Here is a 15599-nt window from a genome sequence, read left to right as displayed (position 1 = left end):
TTGCAACGCTCCATTCTCATTCTCGGCGGCACGGCGGAAGCCCGCGCGCTGGCCGGAAAACTCGCCGGCGATCCGCGGTTTGCCGTGGAGCTGTCGCTTGCCGGGCGCACGCGCGCGCCGGCCGAGCAACCCGTGCCGGTGCGTGTCGGCGGTTTTGGCGGTGCCGAAGGGCTTGCCGCTTACCTCCGGCAAAAAGACGTCTCGATTCTGATCGACGCGACGCATCCTTATGCAGCTCAGATGTCCCGCAATGCGGCCGAAGCCGCCGAGATTTCCGGCGTTCCGCTTGTCGCCTTGCGACGGTCGGCCTGGGTGAGTCAGCCCGGTGACCGCTGGATCGAAATCGACAGTGTCGCCGATGCGGTCAAAGCTCTGGGTGAGGCCCCGCGAAAAGCATTCCTGGCGCTCGGCCGGCAGGAACTTCTGCCCTTCGAGGCCGCGCCYCAGCACCACTACCTGGTCCGTAGCGTCGATCCGGTCGAGCCGGCGCTTTCCGTCCCGAACGCCGTCTATCTGACCGCGCGCGGCCCCTTCGAACAGGCGGACGAGGCCCGGCTCCTGCGGGACCACGGCATCGAGGTGATCGTCGCCAAGAACAGCGGCGGGCCGGCGAGCTACGGCAAGATCGTCGCTGCGCGAGAACTTGGTATCGATGTCGTCCTGATCCGCCGTCCGGACCTGCCGGAAGTGCCGTCCGTCGAGACCGTGGAGGAGATGCTGGCCTGGCTCGATCATGCGCCGGCGCCCCTGAAATAACGCGGGGAATAGACGATCGGGCGCCGGTTCTCCCGCTCAATCAGCCGCGTTTCCGCGGTGCCGACGATCACGCATGTCGCCATGTCGGCCATATCGCCTGTCGCCTCAGCAAGCGGCACGATCCGGATGGCTTCATCCGGCCGGCCGGCGGCTCTGCCGAAGATCACCGGCACGGTGCCGGGCAGATGGGCGCGCAGGATATCGAAGGCTTCGCCGAGCTGATGCGGGCGCGCCTTGCTGATCGGGTTGTAAAAAGCCATCACGAACCCGGCCGTCGCCGCTGCGACCAGGCGTTTCTCGATTACATCCCAGGGCTTCAGATTGTTCGAAAGCGAGATGGCGCAGAAATCATGGCCAAGCGGCGCACCGGCCTTGGCCGCGACGGCCAGCATGGCGGTAATGCCGGGAACGACCGAAAAATCGATCTCGCGCCATAAGGCCGGACCTTCGTCGATCGCCTCGCAGACCGCGGCGGCCATAGCGAACACGCCGGGGTCGCCGCCCGAGACGACACAGACCTTGCCTCCGCCTGCCGCCATTTCGAGCGCGGTGCGGGCGCGCGCCAGTTCCTCCCGGTTATCGGATGCGTGGCGGCGCTGGTCGGGACGGAGGTTCAAACGGTCGATATACGGAAAATAGCCGAAAAAATCCTCAGCAGCCATCACTGCGGCGGCCGCCTCCGGCGACATCTGGTCGGGATTGCCGGGGCCAAGGCCGACGACGGTCAACGAACCCGTTGTCATGGCCGCGTCTTCCAGCCGGGCACGAGTACGATCGAGAAATAGGGTGCAGGGCTCTCGTCGCGCTCTTCCAGACGCTGTGCTGCGCCGTTCGCCATCGTGCCGCGCTCGACATAGAGCGCTCCGGACAGCTTGCCGACGGAGGCTAGCGCCCGGCGGATTTTTGGCAGGTTGCGGCCAACCTTCATGATCACTGCGCCGTCGGTGTTTTCAAGTCGCTCCGCAAGCTTCTCTTCGGACAGGGTTCCGGGCAGCACGCTTAGAATATCGTCGCCCTGGACAAGCGGCATGCCGGTCATCGACCAGCAGCCGGACATGGCGGTGACGCCGGCGATGACTTCCGCGTGGTAGCGGTCGGCCAGCCGCACATGCAGGTGCATGTAGGATCCGTAGAACAGCGGGTCGCCTTCGCTCAGCACGGCGACGTGCCTGCCCGCATCGAGATGCGCGGCGATGTCGTCCGCGGAGCGGTCGAAGAAATCGGCGATCGGGCCGCGATAATCGGCCTCGTCCTTGTGGGTCTCGACGGTGACCGGATAGACCAGCGGCAGCTCGAGCGTACCCGGCCGGATATGTGCCTCGACGATGGCGCGGCCGTTGCCGCTCGAGCCTTTCTTGCAGAAGAAGGCGATCACGTCCGCTTCGTGGATCGCACGCACCGCCTTCAGCGTCAGCAGTTCGGGATCGCCGGGTCCGGTGCCGACGCCGGTGAGCCTGCCCTTGATGAGCGCGGCGTTCACAGTCCGGCCCTCGCCAGTGCGTTGACGCAGGCCGCCGTCATCGCCGAGCCGCCCATGCGGCCGCGCACGATTGCATAGGGAATACCGAGCGTCGCCTCCATCAGCGCCTCCTTGGATTCTGCTGCACCGACGAAACCGACCGGCATGCCGATGATTGCAGCCGGGCGCGGTGCGCCGGCGTCCAGCATTTCGAGCAGGCGGAAGAGCGCGGTCGGCGCATTGCCGATCGCGACGACTGCGCCTTCCATCTCGTCCCAGAGATCCAGCGCGGCAGCCGAGCGGGTGTTGCCAAGCGTCTTGGCAAGCTCGATCGTGCGGCTGTCGCGCAGCGTGCAGATCACCTGGTTATGGGCCGGCAGGCGGGCGCGGGTAATGCCGTGGGCCACCATCTCGGCATCGCAATAGATCGGCTTGCCGGCGTGCAGCGCGCCCCGCGCCTGGGCAACGAAATCCTTCGAAAACCGGAAATGCTGGGCCGCCTCGACCAGCCCGCAGGCGTGGATCATGCGCACCGCGATCTCGGCCTGTTCCGACGAAAAGGGCGAGAGGTCGGCTTCCTCGCGGATGATCGCGAAGGATTTTTCGTAGATCGCGTCGCCTTCGCGAATGTAATCGTAACTGTTCATGATCGTCCTGACGTAACGGCCGCAGCAAGCCGGCGCGGTCCCAGACGGGCGAGGCAGGCGGCGGAATTTTCGCCGGCGCGCCTTTCGTCTCGGACAAGATCGGCGATGCGGCGAAGGGAGTTGTTGGTATCGGCAAAAGTGACCGAGGCAAAGGGCTCGTCGGCCGCTTTTCCGTGGGCGATCAGCGAAAGGCCCGTGGTCGTCCCGCAGAGCGCAAGCGCTGACGGCTGCGGATGGGCGCAGCCCTTGGGGCAGCCGGTCACGTGCAGCTTGAACGAGCCGTCCAGCAGATCGCCGCACTCTTCCGCCGCTTTGGCGCCGAGTTCATGGGTGGCGACGCTCGCGGAATTGCACGCGGGGCTTCCGGAGCAGGCGGCAATGGCCGAACGCGGATCGCTCGGCGAGGTGATAAAGCCGTTGCTGCCGGCAAAAGCGGTCAGCGCTTCGCAGGCGGTTTGAGCGCCGAAAAACAGGAGCGAATGGTCGAAGGCTGGTTTCAGGGACTGTATTCCCAGTCGCTCGGCTTCGTCGCAAAGAGCGATCAGGGCCTCGGCGTTTGCCTGACCGAAGGCCGGGCCGATGCCTGCCGCGAAAAGATCTTCGGAGAGGCGGAAGGGGCCGAAAGGCGAGGCTGGCCGGCTGGGCACATCGTTCGTGGGCAAGCCGGCGGCGAGATCGCGTCCCCTCGCCTTCTGTCCCTTTTCGCCGAGCTTTCGAAGCAGCGCCAGAGTGGCGGAGACGGCCTCTGTTTCACGTAAAACATTGAAAACGCGACCGGTTGTTTCGGTCCCGCCCAAAAGTAGGGTCCAGTGGATGCCTTCATCGCTGGAAACGGCGGTGAGCCGGATATCGGCCAGGAGGTCGGAAAGCCTGAGCTGTCCGCCACCGTCAACCACCACCGACATCTTTGGAGCAAGGCCGGGGATGTCGCGGGCGCCTTGGCGGATCGCCTCGGCTATGGCGCGCGGATCGGCGATCTCGGTGTCGTCCATCCCCGCCAGGGGCGGAGTTTCGACAGCAAGTCCCTCGCGAAGCGGCAGGTCCAGCGCGCGGACATCGGCATCGAGAACGGGAGCCGAGGCCTCGCTCAGTCCCCGGACCTGCAGGTTGCCGCGGGCGGAAATATCGAGAACGCCGTTGCCATGGCGCCGCGCCAACCGGCAGAGCTCCGCCAGCTGTGCCGGGGTAATCGCGTCAGTCAGTGCGACGCGGGCAAGAAGCCCGTCGCCGGTCTGCATCGGGGCGGAGAGGGCGGGGCAGGCGCCGCGGCGCATATCCGGCGTGCTTCGATCGAGGGAAAGCGCCGTCATGCGACCTTCTCCCGGGTGAGCATTTCGAGCTCGGCGTCGATCGCGTTGCGGCGGGGATGCCAGAGGCCGCGGCGAAGGGCCGAGCGGAACCGCTCGGCCATGAAGCGGGCGCCTTCGGGGTTCTGGCTCAGCAGGAAGTCGCGGACCTTCTCATCGCCGAGATAGGCGTCGTAGGTCGCTTCGATCAGCGATTGTGGAATGGCATGGGTAGTTTCGGCAAAACCGATCAGACGGTCGACCGTTTCTACCAGTTCGGCAGCGCCGCGCGGGCCGTGACGCATCTGGCCGGCGATGAAGCGCGGATTGACGGCGCGGGCGCGCACCACGCGGGTTACCGCTTCGGAAATCGAACGGGCACGAGGTTTTTGCGGATCGGTCGTGTCGAGTGCGATCACATCCGCCTTGCCGCCCAGTGCCGCGACTGCCGCCGCAAATCCGCCGATGAAGGCGACGTCGGCCGAGCCGTCCAGCAGGTCGCGGCCCGGGTCGTCGCCGGTATGGACCAGCAGATCGGCGGTACCGATGCGGTTCGCGAACTGGCCGGGCACGTGGCTGGCATCGCCCTCCGCGCCGCCGAAGGAATGGCTCGTCGCATCGAGATAGATGCGGCCCAGCTCCTCGCGTTCGCCCCAAGTGCCGTCGGCGAGCTTTTCCTCGATGCCGGAGCCGTAGGTGCCCGGTGCCGAGCCGAAGATGCGTGAGGGGACGTGCCCGAGCGTTTGTGCCTCTTCGGCGAGAGGATTGTCGCCCTGCGCTTCCTCACGGCTGGCGATGGTGCGCATCGCGACGTCGAGCAGGGCGATCAGGGCGGGGAACATGTCGCGGAACAGGCCGGAAATTCGAAGCGTCACGTCGACCCGCGGGCGGCCGAGCGCTGCCGGCGGCAGGACTTCGATACCAGTGACACGGCCTGTCGCCGTATCCTGCACGGGTCTCGCCCCCATCAGTGCCAGGACCTGGGCCACTTCCTCGCCGCCGCTGCGCAGGGACGCGCTGCCCCAGAGATCGAAAACGAGGCTTTTCGGCCAGTCGCCGTGATCCTGGAGATAACGCCGCAGGATTTCATCCGCGGCGCGTTTGCCGAGTTCGAAGGCGGTCGGCGTCGGCAGGGTGCGCGGATCGCTGGCGAAGAGGTTGCGGCCGGTCGGCATGACGTCGCGGCGGCCGCGGGCCGGGGCACCGGATGGGCCTGGGCGGATGTGCTTGCCGTCGAGTGCGTCGAGCAAGGCCTGTCGTTCGGTCTCGGCGCTTTGGATGCGCAGCAGGTCGTCATCGCCGGACGCGACTTGCCCGAAAACGTGCTGGCCGTCCTTGATCGAAAAATCCTTGAGATCGCAGAGAAAGGCGTCGATGCGGGTGAGCGCCGTATCCGGATCGTCACTGTTCGAAACGCCGGCCTCGCCGGCCAGTCCGGTGTCGCGGGCGGTCTCGACGATCAGCCTGGCCAGCCGGTCGCGGCGGCGGCGGTCGAGCCCGTCGGCCTGGGCATATTCGTCGACCAGCAGTTCCAGCTTCTTCTGTTCGTCGGAAAGGCCGGCGTCGGCCAGGACCGGCGGCAGATGGCCGATGGTGACGGCGGCGATCCGCCGTTTGGCGACCGCCGCCTCGCCCGGATTGGAGACAATGAACGGATAGATGACCGGCAGACCGCCAGTGACGATCTCAGGGAAGCAGTTCTTCGACAGCGCCACGGTCTTGCCCGGCAACCATTCGAGCGTCCCGTGCGCGCCGACATGAACGATCGCATGCGCGCCAAGTGTTTCGCGCATCCATTGGCCGAAGGCGATCAGTGCGTGGCGAGGGGGAAGGTCCGGGCTGTGATAGTCGGCGCGGCGATCGGCATTGCGGCCGCGGTCGGGCGCGAGCGCGACGGTGATGTTGCCGAAGCTCGCGGCGCGGAAACGGAAAGTGCCGTCCCTGAGGTCTTCATCGGCTTCGGGCCCGCCCCACGCCGCCTCTGCAACGGGCAGGGGATCGTAGGCGGCGCGTGGGTGGCCGGCGGACTGGGCACCCAGGCGATCGAGAAGATCACGCGGAGTCTCAGGGATATCCGAAATATCATAGCCGGCTACCGATAATTCATGCAGCATCCCGAGCACGCTCTGTGGCACGTCCAGGCCGACGGCATAACCGGTGCGTCCGGGCGCGCTCGGATAGTCCGGCATCAAGATAACGATCTTTCGCTCGGCACGCGGTGCCGCCTTCATCCGCAGGAAGGCGGCGATACGGTCGACGACCTGTTCGACCCGGTCCGGTTCCGGCTGGTTGACGAGATTGGCGGAGCTTTCGCCTGCCTTGAAGGAGATCGCGCCGGCAAGAATGCGTCCATCGAGTTCCGGCAGGACGACGTGCATGGCGAGGTCGGCGGGGTTGAGGCCGCGCCGGCTCTCCGTCCAGCCATCGCGGCGGGTCGTGGCGACGACGACCTGGAAGACCGGCACGCCGGTGCGGTCGAAGACCGTCTCACCGTTGCCATCAGTGCCGCTGGCAAAGGCGGTGGTGGAAAGGATGGCCGCAGATTTCAGGTCCGAGACCGCCTGTTCGACGAAGGCCAGTGCATCCGGCTCCTTCAGTCCGCCGACGAAGATTGGCACCGGTGCAAAACCGCGCTTTTTCAGCGCCTCGAACAGTGCGTCGATCGGCGCCGCGTCATTCGCAAGCAGCATGGAGCGGTAGAACAGGATCGGCAAGCGCGGCGCATCCGGCACAAAGCGGGCCAGCAGGTCGTTGGCCTCGACGATGCCTTTTCCGGGCGCGTAGTAGCCAGCCTTCGGCACCGGGGCTGCCTGCGGCAGCGGTTCCGTTTTGCCCTCGGCCAGCGTCGTCAGCAACCTCGCCAGAAGCTGCATGTTGGCCGGCCCGCCTTCGCGGAAGCAGCTCAGGATGCCGGCGATCCGGTCTTCCGAAACGGTCGAGGCCGCGATCAGTCGTTCGTCGCGGATGCTGCATTCGCCGGGCAGCAGCGCCAGCGCGATCTTTTTCCGCTTCGCCATGCGCGAAAGTTCTTCCACGCCATAAGCCCAGCGGTCGTATCCGCCGAGAATACGGACGAGGATGACCTTGGCATGGGTAGCCGTCTTCTCGATCCAGAGATCGACCGACATAGGATGGCGAAGGTCGGAGAGGTTGGTGAGGCGGAGGCTTGTTAAATCCGGACCCCAGACGGCCACAACGCCGTTCAGGTCGCTGCCGGAAAAGGATAGCACCACCACGTCGGCCGGCGGCTGATTAAGGTCGACCGGTTCGATGAGGTCGTCAAGCGACGACGATGTGGTGGCGAGTATGTGCATCCTTCCCTCGGGGCCTACTTATGCGGCCAGCATCCTTTCGATCGCCGCGCGGTCGATGCCCTTTTCGCCGATCACGACGAGGCGGCTTGCTCGCGCTTCGCCCGGCGCCCAGGCGCGGTCGAAATAATGGCTCACGCGCGATCCTACCGCCTGAACCTGCAGGCGCATCGGCTTGTTCGCGACTTCCACGAAGCCTTTTATGCGCAGCACGTTCTCTGCCTCCGCGGTCGCAGAAATGCGGGCGGCGAGCTGTTCGGCATCGGTGACTGCGGCCAGATCGACGACGAAGCTGTCGAAATCGTCGTGATCGTGGTCGAGTTCGTCGTCATGGTGGGTCTTGCGGTTTTCGATATCGTCTTCGACGGCGAGGCCGAGGCCAATCAGTACGGCCGGATCGATGGCGCCATTGGCGGCCGCGACGATTTTCACGGCACGCGGCAGATGGGCGGACACGCGATCCCTGGCGGTCGCGAGGCCGGCGGCATCCAGGAGGTCGCTCTTGGTGAGCACGATCATGTCGGCACAGGCCACCTGGTCCTCGAACACTTCCTCGACTGGATCGTCATGGTCGATCGAACCGTCCGCGTCGCGCTGCGCTTCCAGCGCCTCGTGATCGTCGGCAACGCGGCCTTCGGCAAGCGCCAGTCCGTCGACCACGGCAATCACCGCGTCGACCGTCACTCGGGCTTTAACGTCAGGCCACTGGAACGCCTGGACGAGCGGCTTTGGCAACGCGAGGCCGGACGTCTCGATGAGGATGTGGTCGACGCGGGGTTCGATGGCAAGGATACGGTCGATCGCCGGCACAAAATCGTCGGCGACCGTGCAGCAGATGCAGCCGTTGGCAAGCTCGATGATGTTGTCTTCCGGGCAGCTTTCGACGCCGCAGCCCTTCAGCACGTCGCCGTCGATGCCGACATCGCCGAATTCGTTGACGATGATCGCCAGCCGCTTGCCTTTCAAGTTTTCGATCAGCTTGCGGATCAGCGTGGTCTTGCCGGCTCCCAGAAACCCGGTAACGACGGTGCAGGGAACGCGGTCGAACGAAACGCTCATGATGGCATGTCCTCATGGTGATGAAAGGGTGGAATACGGGCCGTCATGCCCTTGCCGCGCAGGCAGGTCGGGCGGCCGCGAAGGGGAAGGAAACCGCGCTCGTCCTCGGCCAGCATCATCGCGCCGGTGACGATGTCCTCGACATTGTCGAGCGACAGGTGGCCGAAGACATAGGACCAGCCGCTCTTGTGGTTGAAGGCGGCGCTCGGGCTTTTTTCGCAATTGGCAAGGCAGGTGACCGGCTTGACCGCGAGCGGCTTGCCGTTTGCTGCCTCGCGCAGCGCCGCGATCAGCGCGACGCCCGGTCGGATTTCGCCGTCGGACGCATCGCGGCAATTGGTGCAGACGAAAATCGTCACATCTGCCGGGCCGGCGGTTGCCGGATCATCTGGTCGGTGGTCACTCATCGGTCAGCCGCGTTCCCGCCGGGGTCGAAAAATCGGGGCGCGGAGCAGAAGGTCGAAATCCCTCTGCGGTGATCGAGACACTTCCTCCGGAGCACCCCGCCCGGTGAAGCAAAATTAATCGGACGGCAGGTCTCCTGGCTCGCGGGTCGTCGCCATTTGCCTGCCTTCCCAGGATACCGTTGGCCGGATTTCCCAGTGGCTTGACGGCCAAATGGCCGTTTTAGGCAATGGCTCGCCGCCTACAGTTGCGGGGGCAGCCGCGGCATTGATCCTGAAAAAGGGATCGCACCGCATTCTCTCTTAGCCCTCCCCGTTGCCGGAAAGGGACCATCTCCTTTCAAGTAAGCCCGGTCGCAGGCCCATGTCAATGCGTCGCAAAGGCGATTGCCGTCACGCCGAATTCGTCTATAGTGACCGAGCCTATGGTGCCCGAAAGGGTTTTAGAGGGAATGCGGTACGACGGAATTCCGCCGTCCAACCCGCGGCTGCCCCCGCAACTGTAAGCGGAAAGTCTTCGACCAAAACGGCCGTCCGGCCGTCAAGCCACTGGGAAATCCGGCCAACGGTATCCTGGGAAGGCGGGAGAAGGCGTCCGATCCGCGAGCCAGGAGACCTGCCAGAGGCGGCAAAGAACGTGAACGGCCCTCGGGTGGAGGGCGAAAGGACGAGACCATGGTACTGAATTCTGCTGCAGCTGCAGTCACCATTTCCGCTTCGAAGATCATTCCCCTCAGCATGACGGCCCTGCTCGGCCTGTTCATCGTTGGCTTTGTCGGCTTCTCGCATCTGGAAGTCGTCCACAATGCCGCGCATGACACGCGCCACTCGCTCGCCTTCCCCTGCCACTGAGGAGTTCTCCCAAATGTCGTTGTTTCGCAACATCGTCTTCACGGCGGTGATCGCCGGGCTTTTGTCCGGATTGCTGCTTACCGTGATGCAGAGCTTCTCCACCGTGCCGCTGATCCTGCAGGCGGAAGTGTTCGAAAATGCCGCGCCCGAGGCAGGCCACAGCCATGACGCAGCACCTGCCGCAGGTGCTGCGGCATCCGCCGCCGAGCATCACCACGGCGAGGAAGCCTGGGCTCCCGCCGATGGCTTCGAGCGTTTCATCTATACACTCGCCGCGGACATGCTGTCGGCTATCGGTTTTGCCCTTGTCCTCATCGCCGCCTCGGAAGCGTTCGGCGGCTTCAAGGGCTGGCGCGGCGGCCTGATGTTCGGCATTGCCGGTTTCCTCGCCGTCATCCTTGCGCCCGGCCTTGGCCTGCCGCCGGAACTGCCCGGAATGCCGGCCGCGGAACTCGGGCCGCGCCAGATCTGGTGGGTCTCGACAGCGGTCTGCACGGCAGTGGGCCTCGGCCTGCTTGCCTATACCCGTTCGGCCGCGTTCGCAGCGCTTGCGATCATACTTCTGATCGCGCCGCATCTGGTTGGCGCGCCGCTGCCGCCAAGCCATGAAACGGCCGTGCCGATGGATCTTTATGCCCGCTTCGTCAACGCCGTCTATGCCACCAACCTGGTGTTCTGGGCGGTGCTCGGTGCGCTGGCCGGTGTGGTCCGCGAAAAGTTCCGCGCTGGCGAGGAAGCTTCTGCCGGATCTCCGGCGAAGCTCGTTTCCCGGTGAAGGAGATCGACGAGGCGTCCGTCGAGCGTCACCGCGCCAAGATGGCGAACCGCAAGGCGGTTCAAGATGCGGAAGTCGCCGAGAAGACCCAGGAAAAGGGTCTTCTCATCGTCCATACCGGGCCCGGCAAGGGCAAATCCACCGCCGCCTTCGGCCTGGCGCTGCGCATGCTCGGCAACAACCGCCGGGTCGGCGTCGTGCAGTTCATCAAGGGCGCCTGGTCGACCGGGGAGCAGCCGGCGCTTGCCGTCTTCGGTGACCGCGTCGTCTGGCACACGATGGGCGAAGGTTTCACCTGGGAGACCCAGGACCTGAAGCGGGATGTCGCCGCGGCGGAAAAGGCTTGGGAAAAGGCACTCGAGCTGATGGCGGACGAGACGATCGGGCTCGTCATCCTCGACGAACTCAACATCGCGCTTCGCTATGATTACCTCGATCTCGACAAGATCGTCGCCGCGCTACAGGCACGGCGGCCGGATCTGCATGTGGTCGTCACCGGCCGCAACGCCAAGCCGGCGCTGATCGAGGCCGCCGACATGGTGACCGAGATGTCGCTGGTCAAGCATCACTTCAAGGCGGGCGTGAAGGCCCAGGCCGGCATAGAGTTTTAGCCATGGTTGGGTCCAAGCCAGCTCGGGCGCTGATGTTTCAGGGAACGGGCTCGGATGTGGGCAAGTCGCTGGTGGTGGCCGGCCTTGCCCGCGCCTTTACGCTGCGCGGCCTGAAGATCATGCCGTTCAAGCCGCAGAACATGTCGAACAATGCTGCGGTCACCGCGGATGGCGGCGAAATCGGCCGGGCGCAGGCGCTGCAGGCGCGTGCCGCCGGCGCGCCGCTCAGCGTCCACATGAACCCGGTGCTCCTGAAACCGCAGAGCGAGGTCGGTGCGCAGGTGGTGGTGCAAGGCAGGGTCGAAGGCAATGCCAAGGCCGCCGAGTATCAGATGCTCAAGCGGACACTGATGCCGCGGGTTCTGGAAAGCTTCGACATCCTCCGCAACCAGGCCGATCTCGTCCTGGTCGAAGGCGCCGGCAGCGCTTCGGAAATCAATCTTCGCCACAACGACATCGCCAATATGGGGTTTGCCCGGGCCGCCGACGCGCCGGTGGTGCTGATCGGCGATATCGACCGCGGCGGGGTGATCGCCAGCCTTGCCGGCACCAGGCTGGTGCTCGATCCCGAGGATGCGGCAATGATCCGGGGTTTTATCGTCAATCGGTTTCGGGGCGATCCGGCCCTGTTCGCCGACGGCATGCGGATGATCGGGGAGCTCACCGGCTGGCAGTCGGTCGGGCTGCTGCCGCATTTTGCCGATGCAGCCCGGCTGCCGGCCGAAGATGCGCTGGGCCTCAATGCGCCATCGGTGCGGAAGGCGGGTGCGAAGATCAGGATCGCGGTGCCGATCCTGCCGCATATCTCCAATTTCGACGATCTCGATCCGCTGGAAGCGGAGCCGGATGTCGATCTCATCCGGGTCCGGCCGGGGCAGGCCATTCCCGGCGATTGCGATCTCGTGCTGCTGGTCGGCTCGAAGGCGACGATATCCGATCTGCGGGCGCTGAAGGCGGCCGGTTTCGACGTCGATATCGCCGCCCATGTCCGCCGCGGCGGTCGCGTGCTCGGCCTCTGCGGCGGGTATCAGATGCTTGGCCAGACGATTTCCGATCCGGAAGGGACGGAAGGGCCGCCCGGTTCGATCGAAGGGCTGGGTTTGCTGGATGTCGAGACCGTTCTTTCCGGCGATAAACGGCTGGAGGCCGTCTCGGGCGAAAGCTTCGACGGAATTTCTGTGTCCGGCTATGAGATGCATATCGGACGGACGTCTGGCGTGGATTGCCAATGCCCGTTCTCGATCGTCGGCGGCAACCCGGAAGGCGCGATATCCGCGGGTGGCCGGGTCTGGGGCACCTATCTCCACGGTCTGTTTTCCGACGACCGGCAGCGGTCGGCCTGGCTGACGCGGCTTGGTGGTTCTGACTCCGGCCTCGATTACGAGGCAGGCGTGGATGCGGTACTCGACCGGTTGGCCGCCCATATGGAAATGCATCTCGATCTCGATGGGCTGCTCAAACTTGCCAGATAATCAGCGCCAAAAGGCCGAAAAGGCCGATCAGCAGAGCGTCGGCAACGCGGGCGAGTTTCAGCGCGCGGCGAATGTCGTCGTAGGTGAGCTCGGAACGCCCGCCCTCGCCCATGAATCGCGCCTCGATCATCTGTCCGCCATAGCTGCGCGGCCCGGCGAGCGCAATGCCGAGCGCGCCGGCCATCGCCGCTTCCGGCCAGCCGGCATTCGGCGACCGGTGATGGCGGGCATCCCGCCTGATGGCGCGGATCGCGTTGCCCGGCGAGGCGCGATCGATGAAACCTGCAGCGATCACGAACAGAAGGGCGCTCAGGCGCGAGGCGGGCAGGTTGATAAGATCGTCGAAACGCGCTGCCGCCCAGCCGAACGCTTCGTAACGCGGCAGTTTATGGCCGATCATGCTGTCGGCGGTGTTGGCCGCCTTGTAGCCGACGCCGCCCGCAAGACCGCCGATCCCCATCCAGAAGGCCGGCGCTACCACGCCGTCCGAAAAATTCTCGGCGAGGCTCTCGATCGCCGCGCGGCAGACGCCGGCTTCATCGAGCTTTTCCGGATCACGCCCGACGATTTTCGAGACCGCTTTCCGCCCGGCATCCAGGCCTCCGTATCGCAGCGCCGTCGCCACGGCCTCGACATGGGTTTCAAGGCTCTTCTGCGCCGGCAGGCTCGCGGCGATCAGGACCAGCAGGATCGGCCCGAGGGGGATCATTCTCAGGTCGTATTCGATCACCAGGCTGAGCAGGACGGTGATGCCGAGAAGCGCCAGAAGCGCGAGCACGCCCTTTCGCTTGCGGGTGGAAAAGTCGTCGCTTTCGCGGTTCAGATCGCGGTCGAGCCGGGATATCAGTGCGCCGATCCAGGTGACCGGATGGCCGATGCGCCGGAACAGCCAGTCCGGATAACCCACGATACGCTCCGTGATCAGGGCGAAAAATGCGAGAAGGAACATGAAGTTGGCAGGCCCTGAGATTGGCGGTGAAATTGGCGATCCGATACAGCACGGCGGCAATCTTTCCCGTGCCCGGGCGCTGTTTCGCCATGCGCCGGAACCCTGGGTCGATCTTTCCACCGGTATCAGCCCGCATTCCTATCCGTATTCGCCCCTGCCCGACAATGCTTTCACGCGACTGCCTGACGTCGCATCGGCGGAAAGGCTGAAGGCCCTTGCCGCTACTGCCTACGGCGCGCCGTCGGCGGCACATGTCGCGGCGGGGCCGGGGACGCAGATCCTGCTGCCGATGGTCGCTGATCTGATCGCCCGGAAAGGCCGTGCTGCGGTTCTTTCGCCCACCTATGCTGAGCATGCCCGCACGGCGCGACTTTCCGGCTTCGAGGTCGCCGAAACCGACGATCTGGATCGGCTGGCGGAAGCCGACCTCGCCGTCATCGTCAATCCCAACAACCCGACCGGACGGATCATCTCGCGCGCCGACCTTTTGGCGCTCGCTGCAGTCATGCGCGCGAAGGGCGGGCTGCTGGTCGTGGACGAAGCCTTCATGGACGTCTCGGAAGCATCGAGCGTCACCGACGCGGTGGATGCCGGCGGTCTCGTCATGCTGCGCTCCTTCGGCAAGTTCTACGGCATGGCGGGCCTGCGGCTCGGTTTCGTGATTTCGCGTCCGGAAGCGGTGGCGAGAATCGAGAACCGGCTGGGTCCCTGGGCGGTGTCCGGCCCGGCGTTGCACGTGGCGAACGAGGCACTTGCCGATGTCGGATGGCAGGCCGCGATGCGGCTGAGGCTGAAAGAGGATGCGGCGCGGCTGGATGCACTGCTCGGTGCTGCTGGAATACCTGTCACGGATGGAACGTCGCTGTTCCGCTTCATCCGGGATCCTCGCGCGCAGGCGGTTTTCCGGCATCTTGGAGAGCAGGGCATTCTGGTGCGCCGGTTCGAGGAACGGCCCGAGGATCTGAGGATCGGCCTTCCCTGCGAGCGCGACTGGCCGCGGCTCCAAGAAGCCTTGAAAACTATTTAGCCGGCGAAGTGAATTTGTCGCGCCAGGCGATCTGGGCGCTTGCATTGGGCAAAGCCGTCGCCTCGTAGACGCCGCGGGCCACGGCACGGGCGGTTACCAGCGTCGCCAGATGGCAGATTTCCATGAAATCCGAGGGGTCGCTTAAAGGTTTCGCCCCGGTCGCCGCCGAAAAGATCGTGTCGCCGTCGAAGGGCAGATGTGCCGGCAGGATGGCACGGGCAAGCCCGTCATGGGCGAGGATGGAAAGCCGGTGCGCCTGTGCCTTGGTCAGCACGGCATCGGTGACGATGACGCCTATCGTCGTCGACGTCACATTGCGGCCCTTGAGGCGCATGCGGTTGTCGAAGGTCGGAGGTAGTCCAAGGCCGCCGAATTCATTGTCTTCTTCAAAGGGAGCGGCCCAGAAATGCGGGCCTTCGCCTATCGTCGCCGAGCCCAGGGCATTGGCGGCAACCAGTGCCGCGACCGTATGGCCCGTCGAAGTCCGGGCGCTCGCCGAACCGATGCCGCCCTTGAACGTCGCCGTCGTCGCGCCTGTTCCGGCGCCGATGGTTCCGAGCCCGAACTCACCCTTGGCGGCGGTCCGGAAGGCTTCGTAACCCATCTCGCGATAGGGCGAATGCAAGCCCCAGTCCTTGTCGCCGCCGTTCAGCAGGTCCATCAGGATCGCCTGCGGCACGATCGGCACGCGGACGCTGCCGACCTGGAAACCGCGACCCGTTTCGCGCAGACCCGATTGCACCCCTCCGGCCGCATCGAGACCGAAGGCAGAGCCGCCCGACAGCACGAAGGCATCGACCGTCTGCACGGTCATCGACGGATCGAGCAGAGCCGTATCCCTGCCGCCCGGCGCGCCGCCGAGGACGGAGCCGGAGGCGATTACCGGTTCGTCGAAGATGATCGCCGTGACGCCCGACCCCAGGGCAAGATCGGTGGCATGGCCGACGGCCACGCCTTCGATATCGGTCAACAGGTTCAGACTATTCGCCAT

At 65.3% G+C, this 15599-nt stretch carries 15 protein-coding genes and 2 riboswitches; of the genes, 6 read left to right on the top strand and 9 right to left on the bottom strand.

The genetic code is table 11. The annotated features are described in order from the left end of the window. On the top strand, window positions 1-756 hold the full coding sequence (locus tag AC1DLT_RS28690) for a cobalt-precorrin-6A reductase (RefSeq protein WP_477488996.1): 756 nt from the start codon (window positions 1-3) through the stop codon (window positions 754-756). Here the strand turns inward: AC1DLT_RS28690 and AC1DLT_RS28685 are convergent. The 7 genes from AC1DLT_RS28685 to AC1DLT_RS28655 are packed head-to-tail and all read right to left on the bottom strand — an operon-like array spanning window position 732 to window position 8925. Next, complete coding sequence (locus tag AC1DLT_RS28685) at window positions 732-1499, bottom strand: precorrin-3B C(17)-methyltransferase (RefSeq protein WP_477488995.1); 768 nt, start codon at window positions 1497-1499, stop codon at window positions 732-734. The two genes, AC1DLT_RS28690 and AC1DLT_RS28685, sit on opposite strands and share 25 nt — an antisense overlap. Next, complete coding sequence (locus AC1DLT_RS28680; protein ID WP_247039429.1) at window positions 1496-2236, bottom strand: precorrin-2 C(20)-methyltransferase; 741 nt, start codon at window positions 2234-2236, stop codon at window positions 1496-1498. Before AC1DLT_RS28680 ends, AC1DLT_RS28685 begins: the two co-directional genes overlap by 4 nt. Next, complete coding sequence (locus AC1DLT_RS28675) at window positions 2233-2862, bottom strand: precorrin-8X methylmutase (protein ID WP_247039428.1); 630 nt, start codon at window positions 2860-2862, stop codon at window positions 2233-2235. The genes AC1DLT_RS28680 and AC1DLT_RS28675 overlap by 4 nt, the downstream gene beginning before the upstream one ends. Beyond that, entirely contained in the window at window positions 2859-4172 is a 1314-nt protein-coding gene (cobG, locus tag AC1DLT_RS28670) for a precorrin-3B synthase (protein ID WP_477488994.1), read from the bottom strand. Before cobG ends, AC1DLT_RS28675 begins: the two co-directional genes overlap by 4 nt. Next, on the bottom strand, window positions 4169-7462 hold the full coding sequence (gene cobN / locus AC1DLT_RS28665; RefSeq protein ID WP_477488993.1) for a cobaltochelatase subunit CobN: 3294 nt from the start codon (window positions 7460-7462) through the stop codon (window positions 4169-4171). Before cobN ends, cobG begins: the two co-directional genes overlap by 4 nt. 18 nt (window positions 7463-7480) lie before the next feature. Then, on the bottom strand, window positions 7481-8518 hold the full coding sequence (cobW, locus tag AC1DLT_RS28660) for a cobalamin biosynthesis protein CobW (protein WP_477488992.1): 1038 nt from the start codon (window positions 8516-8518) through the stop codon (window positions 7481-7483). After that, window positions 8515-8925, bottom strand: a complete 411-nt coding sequence (locus AC1DLT_RS28655) for a DUF1636 family protein (RefSeq protein ID WP_477488991.1) — start codon at window positions 8923-8925, stop codon at window positions 8515-8517. The genes cobW and AC1DLT_RS28655 overlap by 4 nt, the downstream gene beginning before the upstream one ends. Window positions 8926-9032: 107 nt before the next feature. Continuing rightward, window positions 9033-9272: riboswitch (cobalamin riboswitch) on the bottom strand. A 59-nt stretch (window positions 9273-9331) separates the two neighbouring features. Continuing rightward, a riboswitch (cobalamin riboswitch) is annotated at window positions 9332-9560 on the top strand. Between the two features lie 37 nt (window positions 9561-9597). On the opposite strand from AC1DLT_RS28655, the gene AC1DLT_RS28650 reads away from it, so the two are divergent. From AC1DLT_RS28650 to AC1DLT_RS28635, 4 genes are read left to right on the top strand one after another with little or no spacing between them, the layout of a single operon-like run. Next, window positions 9598-9774: a CbtB domain-containing protein gene (locus AC1DLT_RS28650; protein WP_038591377.1), complete on the top strand. Its 177-nt coding sequence runs from the start codon at window positions 9598-9600 to the stop codon at window positions 9772-9774. A 13-nt stretch (window positions 9775-9787) separates the two neighbouring features. Beyond that, window positions 9788-10549 carry a CbtA family protein gene (locus AC1DLT_RS28645; RefSeq protein ID WP_477488990.1) on the top strand — a complete coding sequence of 254 codons (762 nt, stop codon included), beginning with the start codon at window positions 9788-9790 and terminating at the stop codon, window positions 10547-10549. Next, window positions 10546-11160 carry a cob(I)yrinic acid a,c-diamide adenosyltransferase gene (cobO, locus tag AC1DLT_RS28640; RefSeq protein ID WP_037087557.1) on the top strand — a complete coding sequence of 205 codons (615 nt, stop codon included), beginning with the start codon at window positions 10546-10548 and terminating at the stop codon, window positions 11158-11160. The genes AC1DLT_RS28645 and cobO overlap by 4 nt, the downstream gene beginning before the upstream one ends. A 2-nt stretch (window positions 11161-11162) precedes the next feature. Beyond that, window positions 11163-12632 (top strand): cobyric acid synthase, encoded by a 1470-nt coding sequence (locus tag AC1DLT_RS28635; RefSeq protein ID WP_477488989.1) that lies wholly within the window; start codon window positions 11163-11165, stop codon window positions 12630-12632. Here AC1DLT_RS28635 and cbiB read toward each other — a convergent pair. Beyond that, window positions 12616-13581 carry an adenosylcobinamide-phosphate synthase CbiB gene (gene cbiB, locus AC1DLT_RS28630; protein ID WP_477488988.1) on the bottom strand — a complete coding sequence of 322 codons (966 nt, stop codon included), beginning with the start codon at window positions 13579-13581 and terminating at the stop codon, window positions 12616-12618. The genes AC1DLT_RS28635 and cbiB overlap by 17 nt on opposite strands. Here cbiB and cobD point away from each other — a divergent pair. Next, on the top strand, window positions 13580-14608 hold the full coding sequence (cobD, locus tag AC1DLT_RS28625; protein WP_477488987.1) for a threonine-phosphate decarboxylase CobD: 1029 nt from the start codon (window positions 13580-13582) through the stop codon (window positions 14606-14608). The two genes, cbiB and cobD, sit on opposite strands and share 2 nt — an antisense overlap. Here cobD and AC1DLT_RS28620 read toward each other — a convergent pair. Continuing rightward, complete coding sequence (locus AC1DLT_RS28620) at window positions 14601-15599, bottom strand: P1 family peptidase (RefSeq protein ID WP_477488986.1); 999 nt, start codon at window positions 15597-15599, stop codon at window positions 14601-14603. The genes cobD and AC1DLT_RS28620 overlap by 8 nt on opposite strands.

The organism is Neorhizobium sp. 05N33 (genome assembly GCF_056397445.1).
This window is presented reverse-complemented; position numbering and strand designations above follow the sequence as displayed.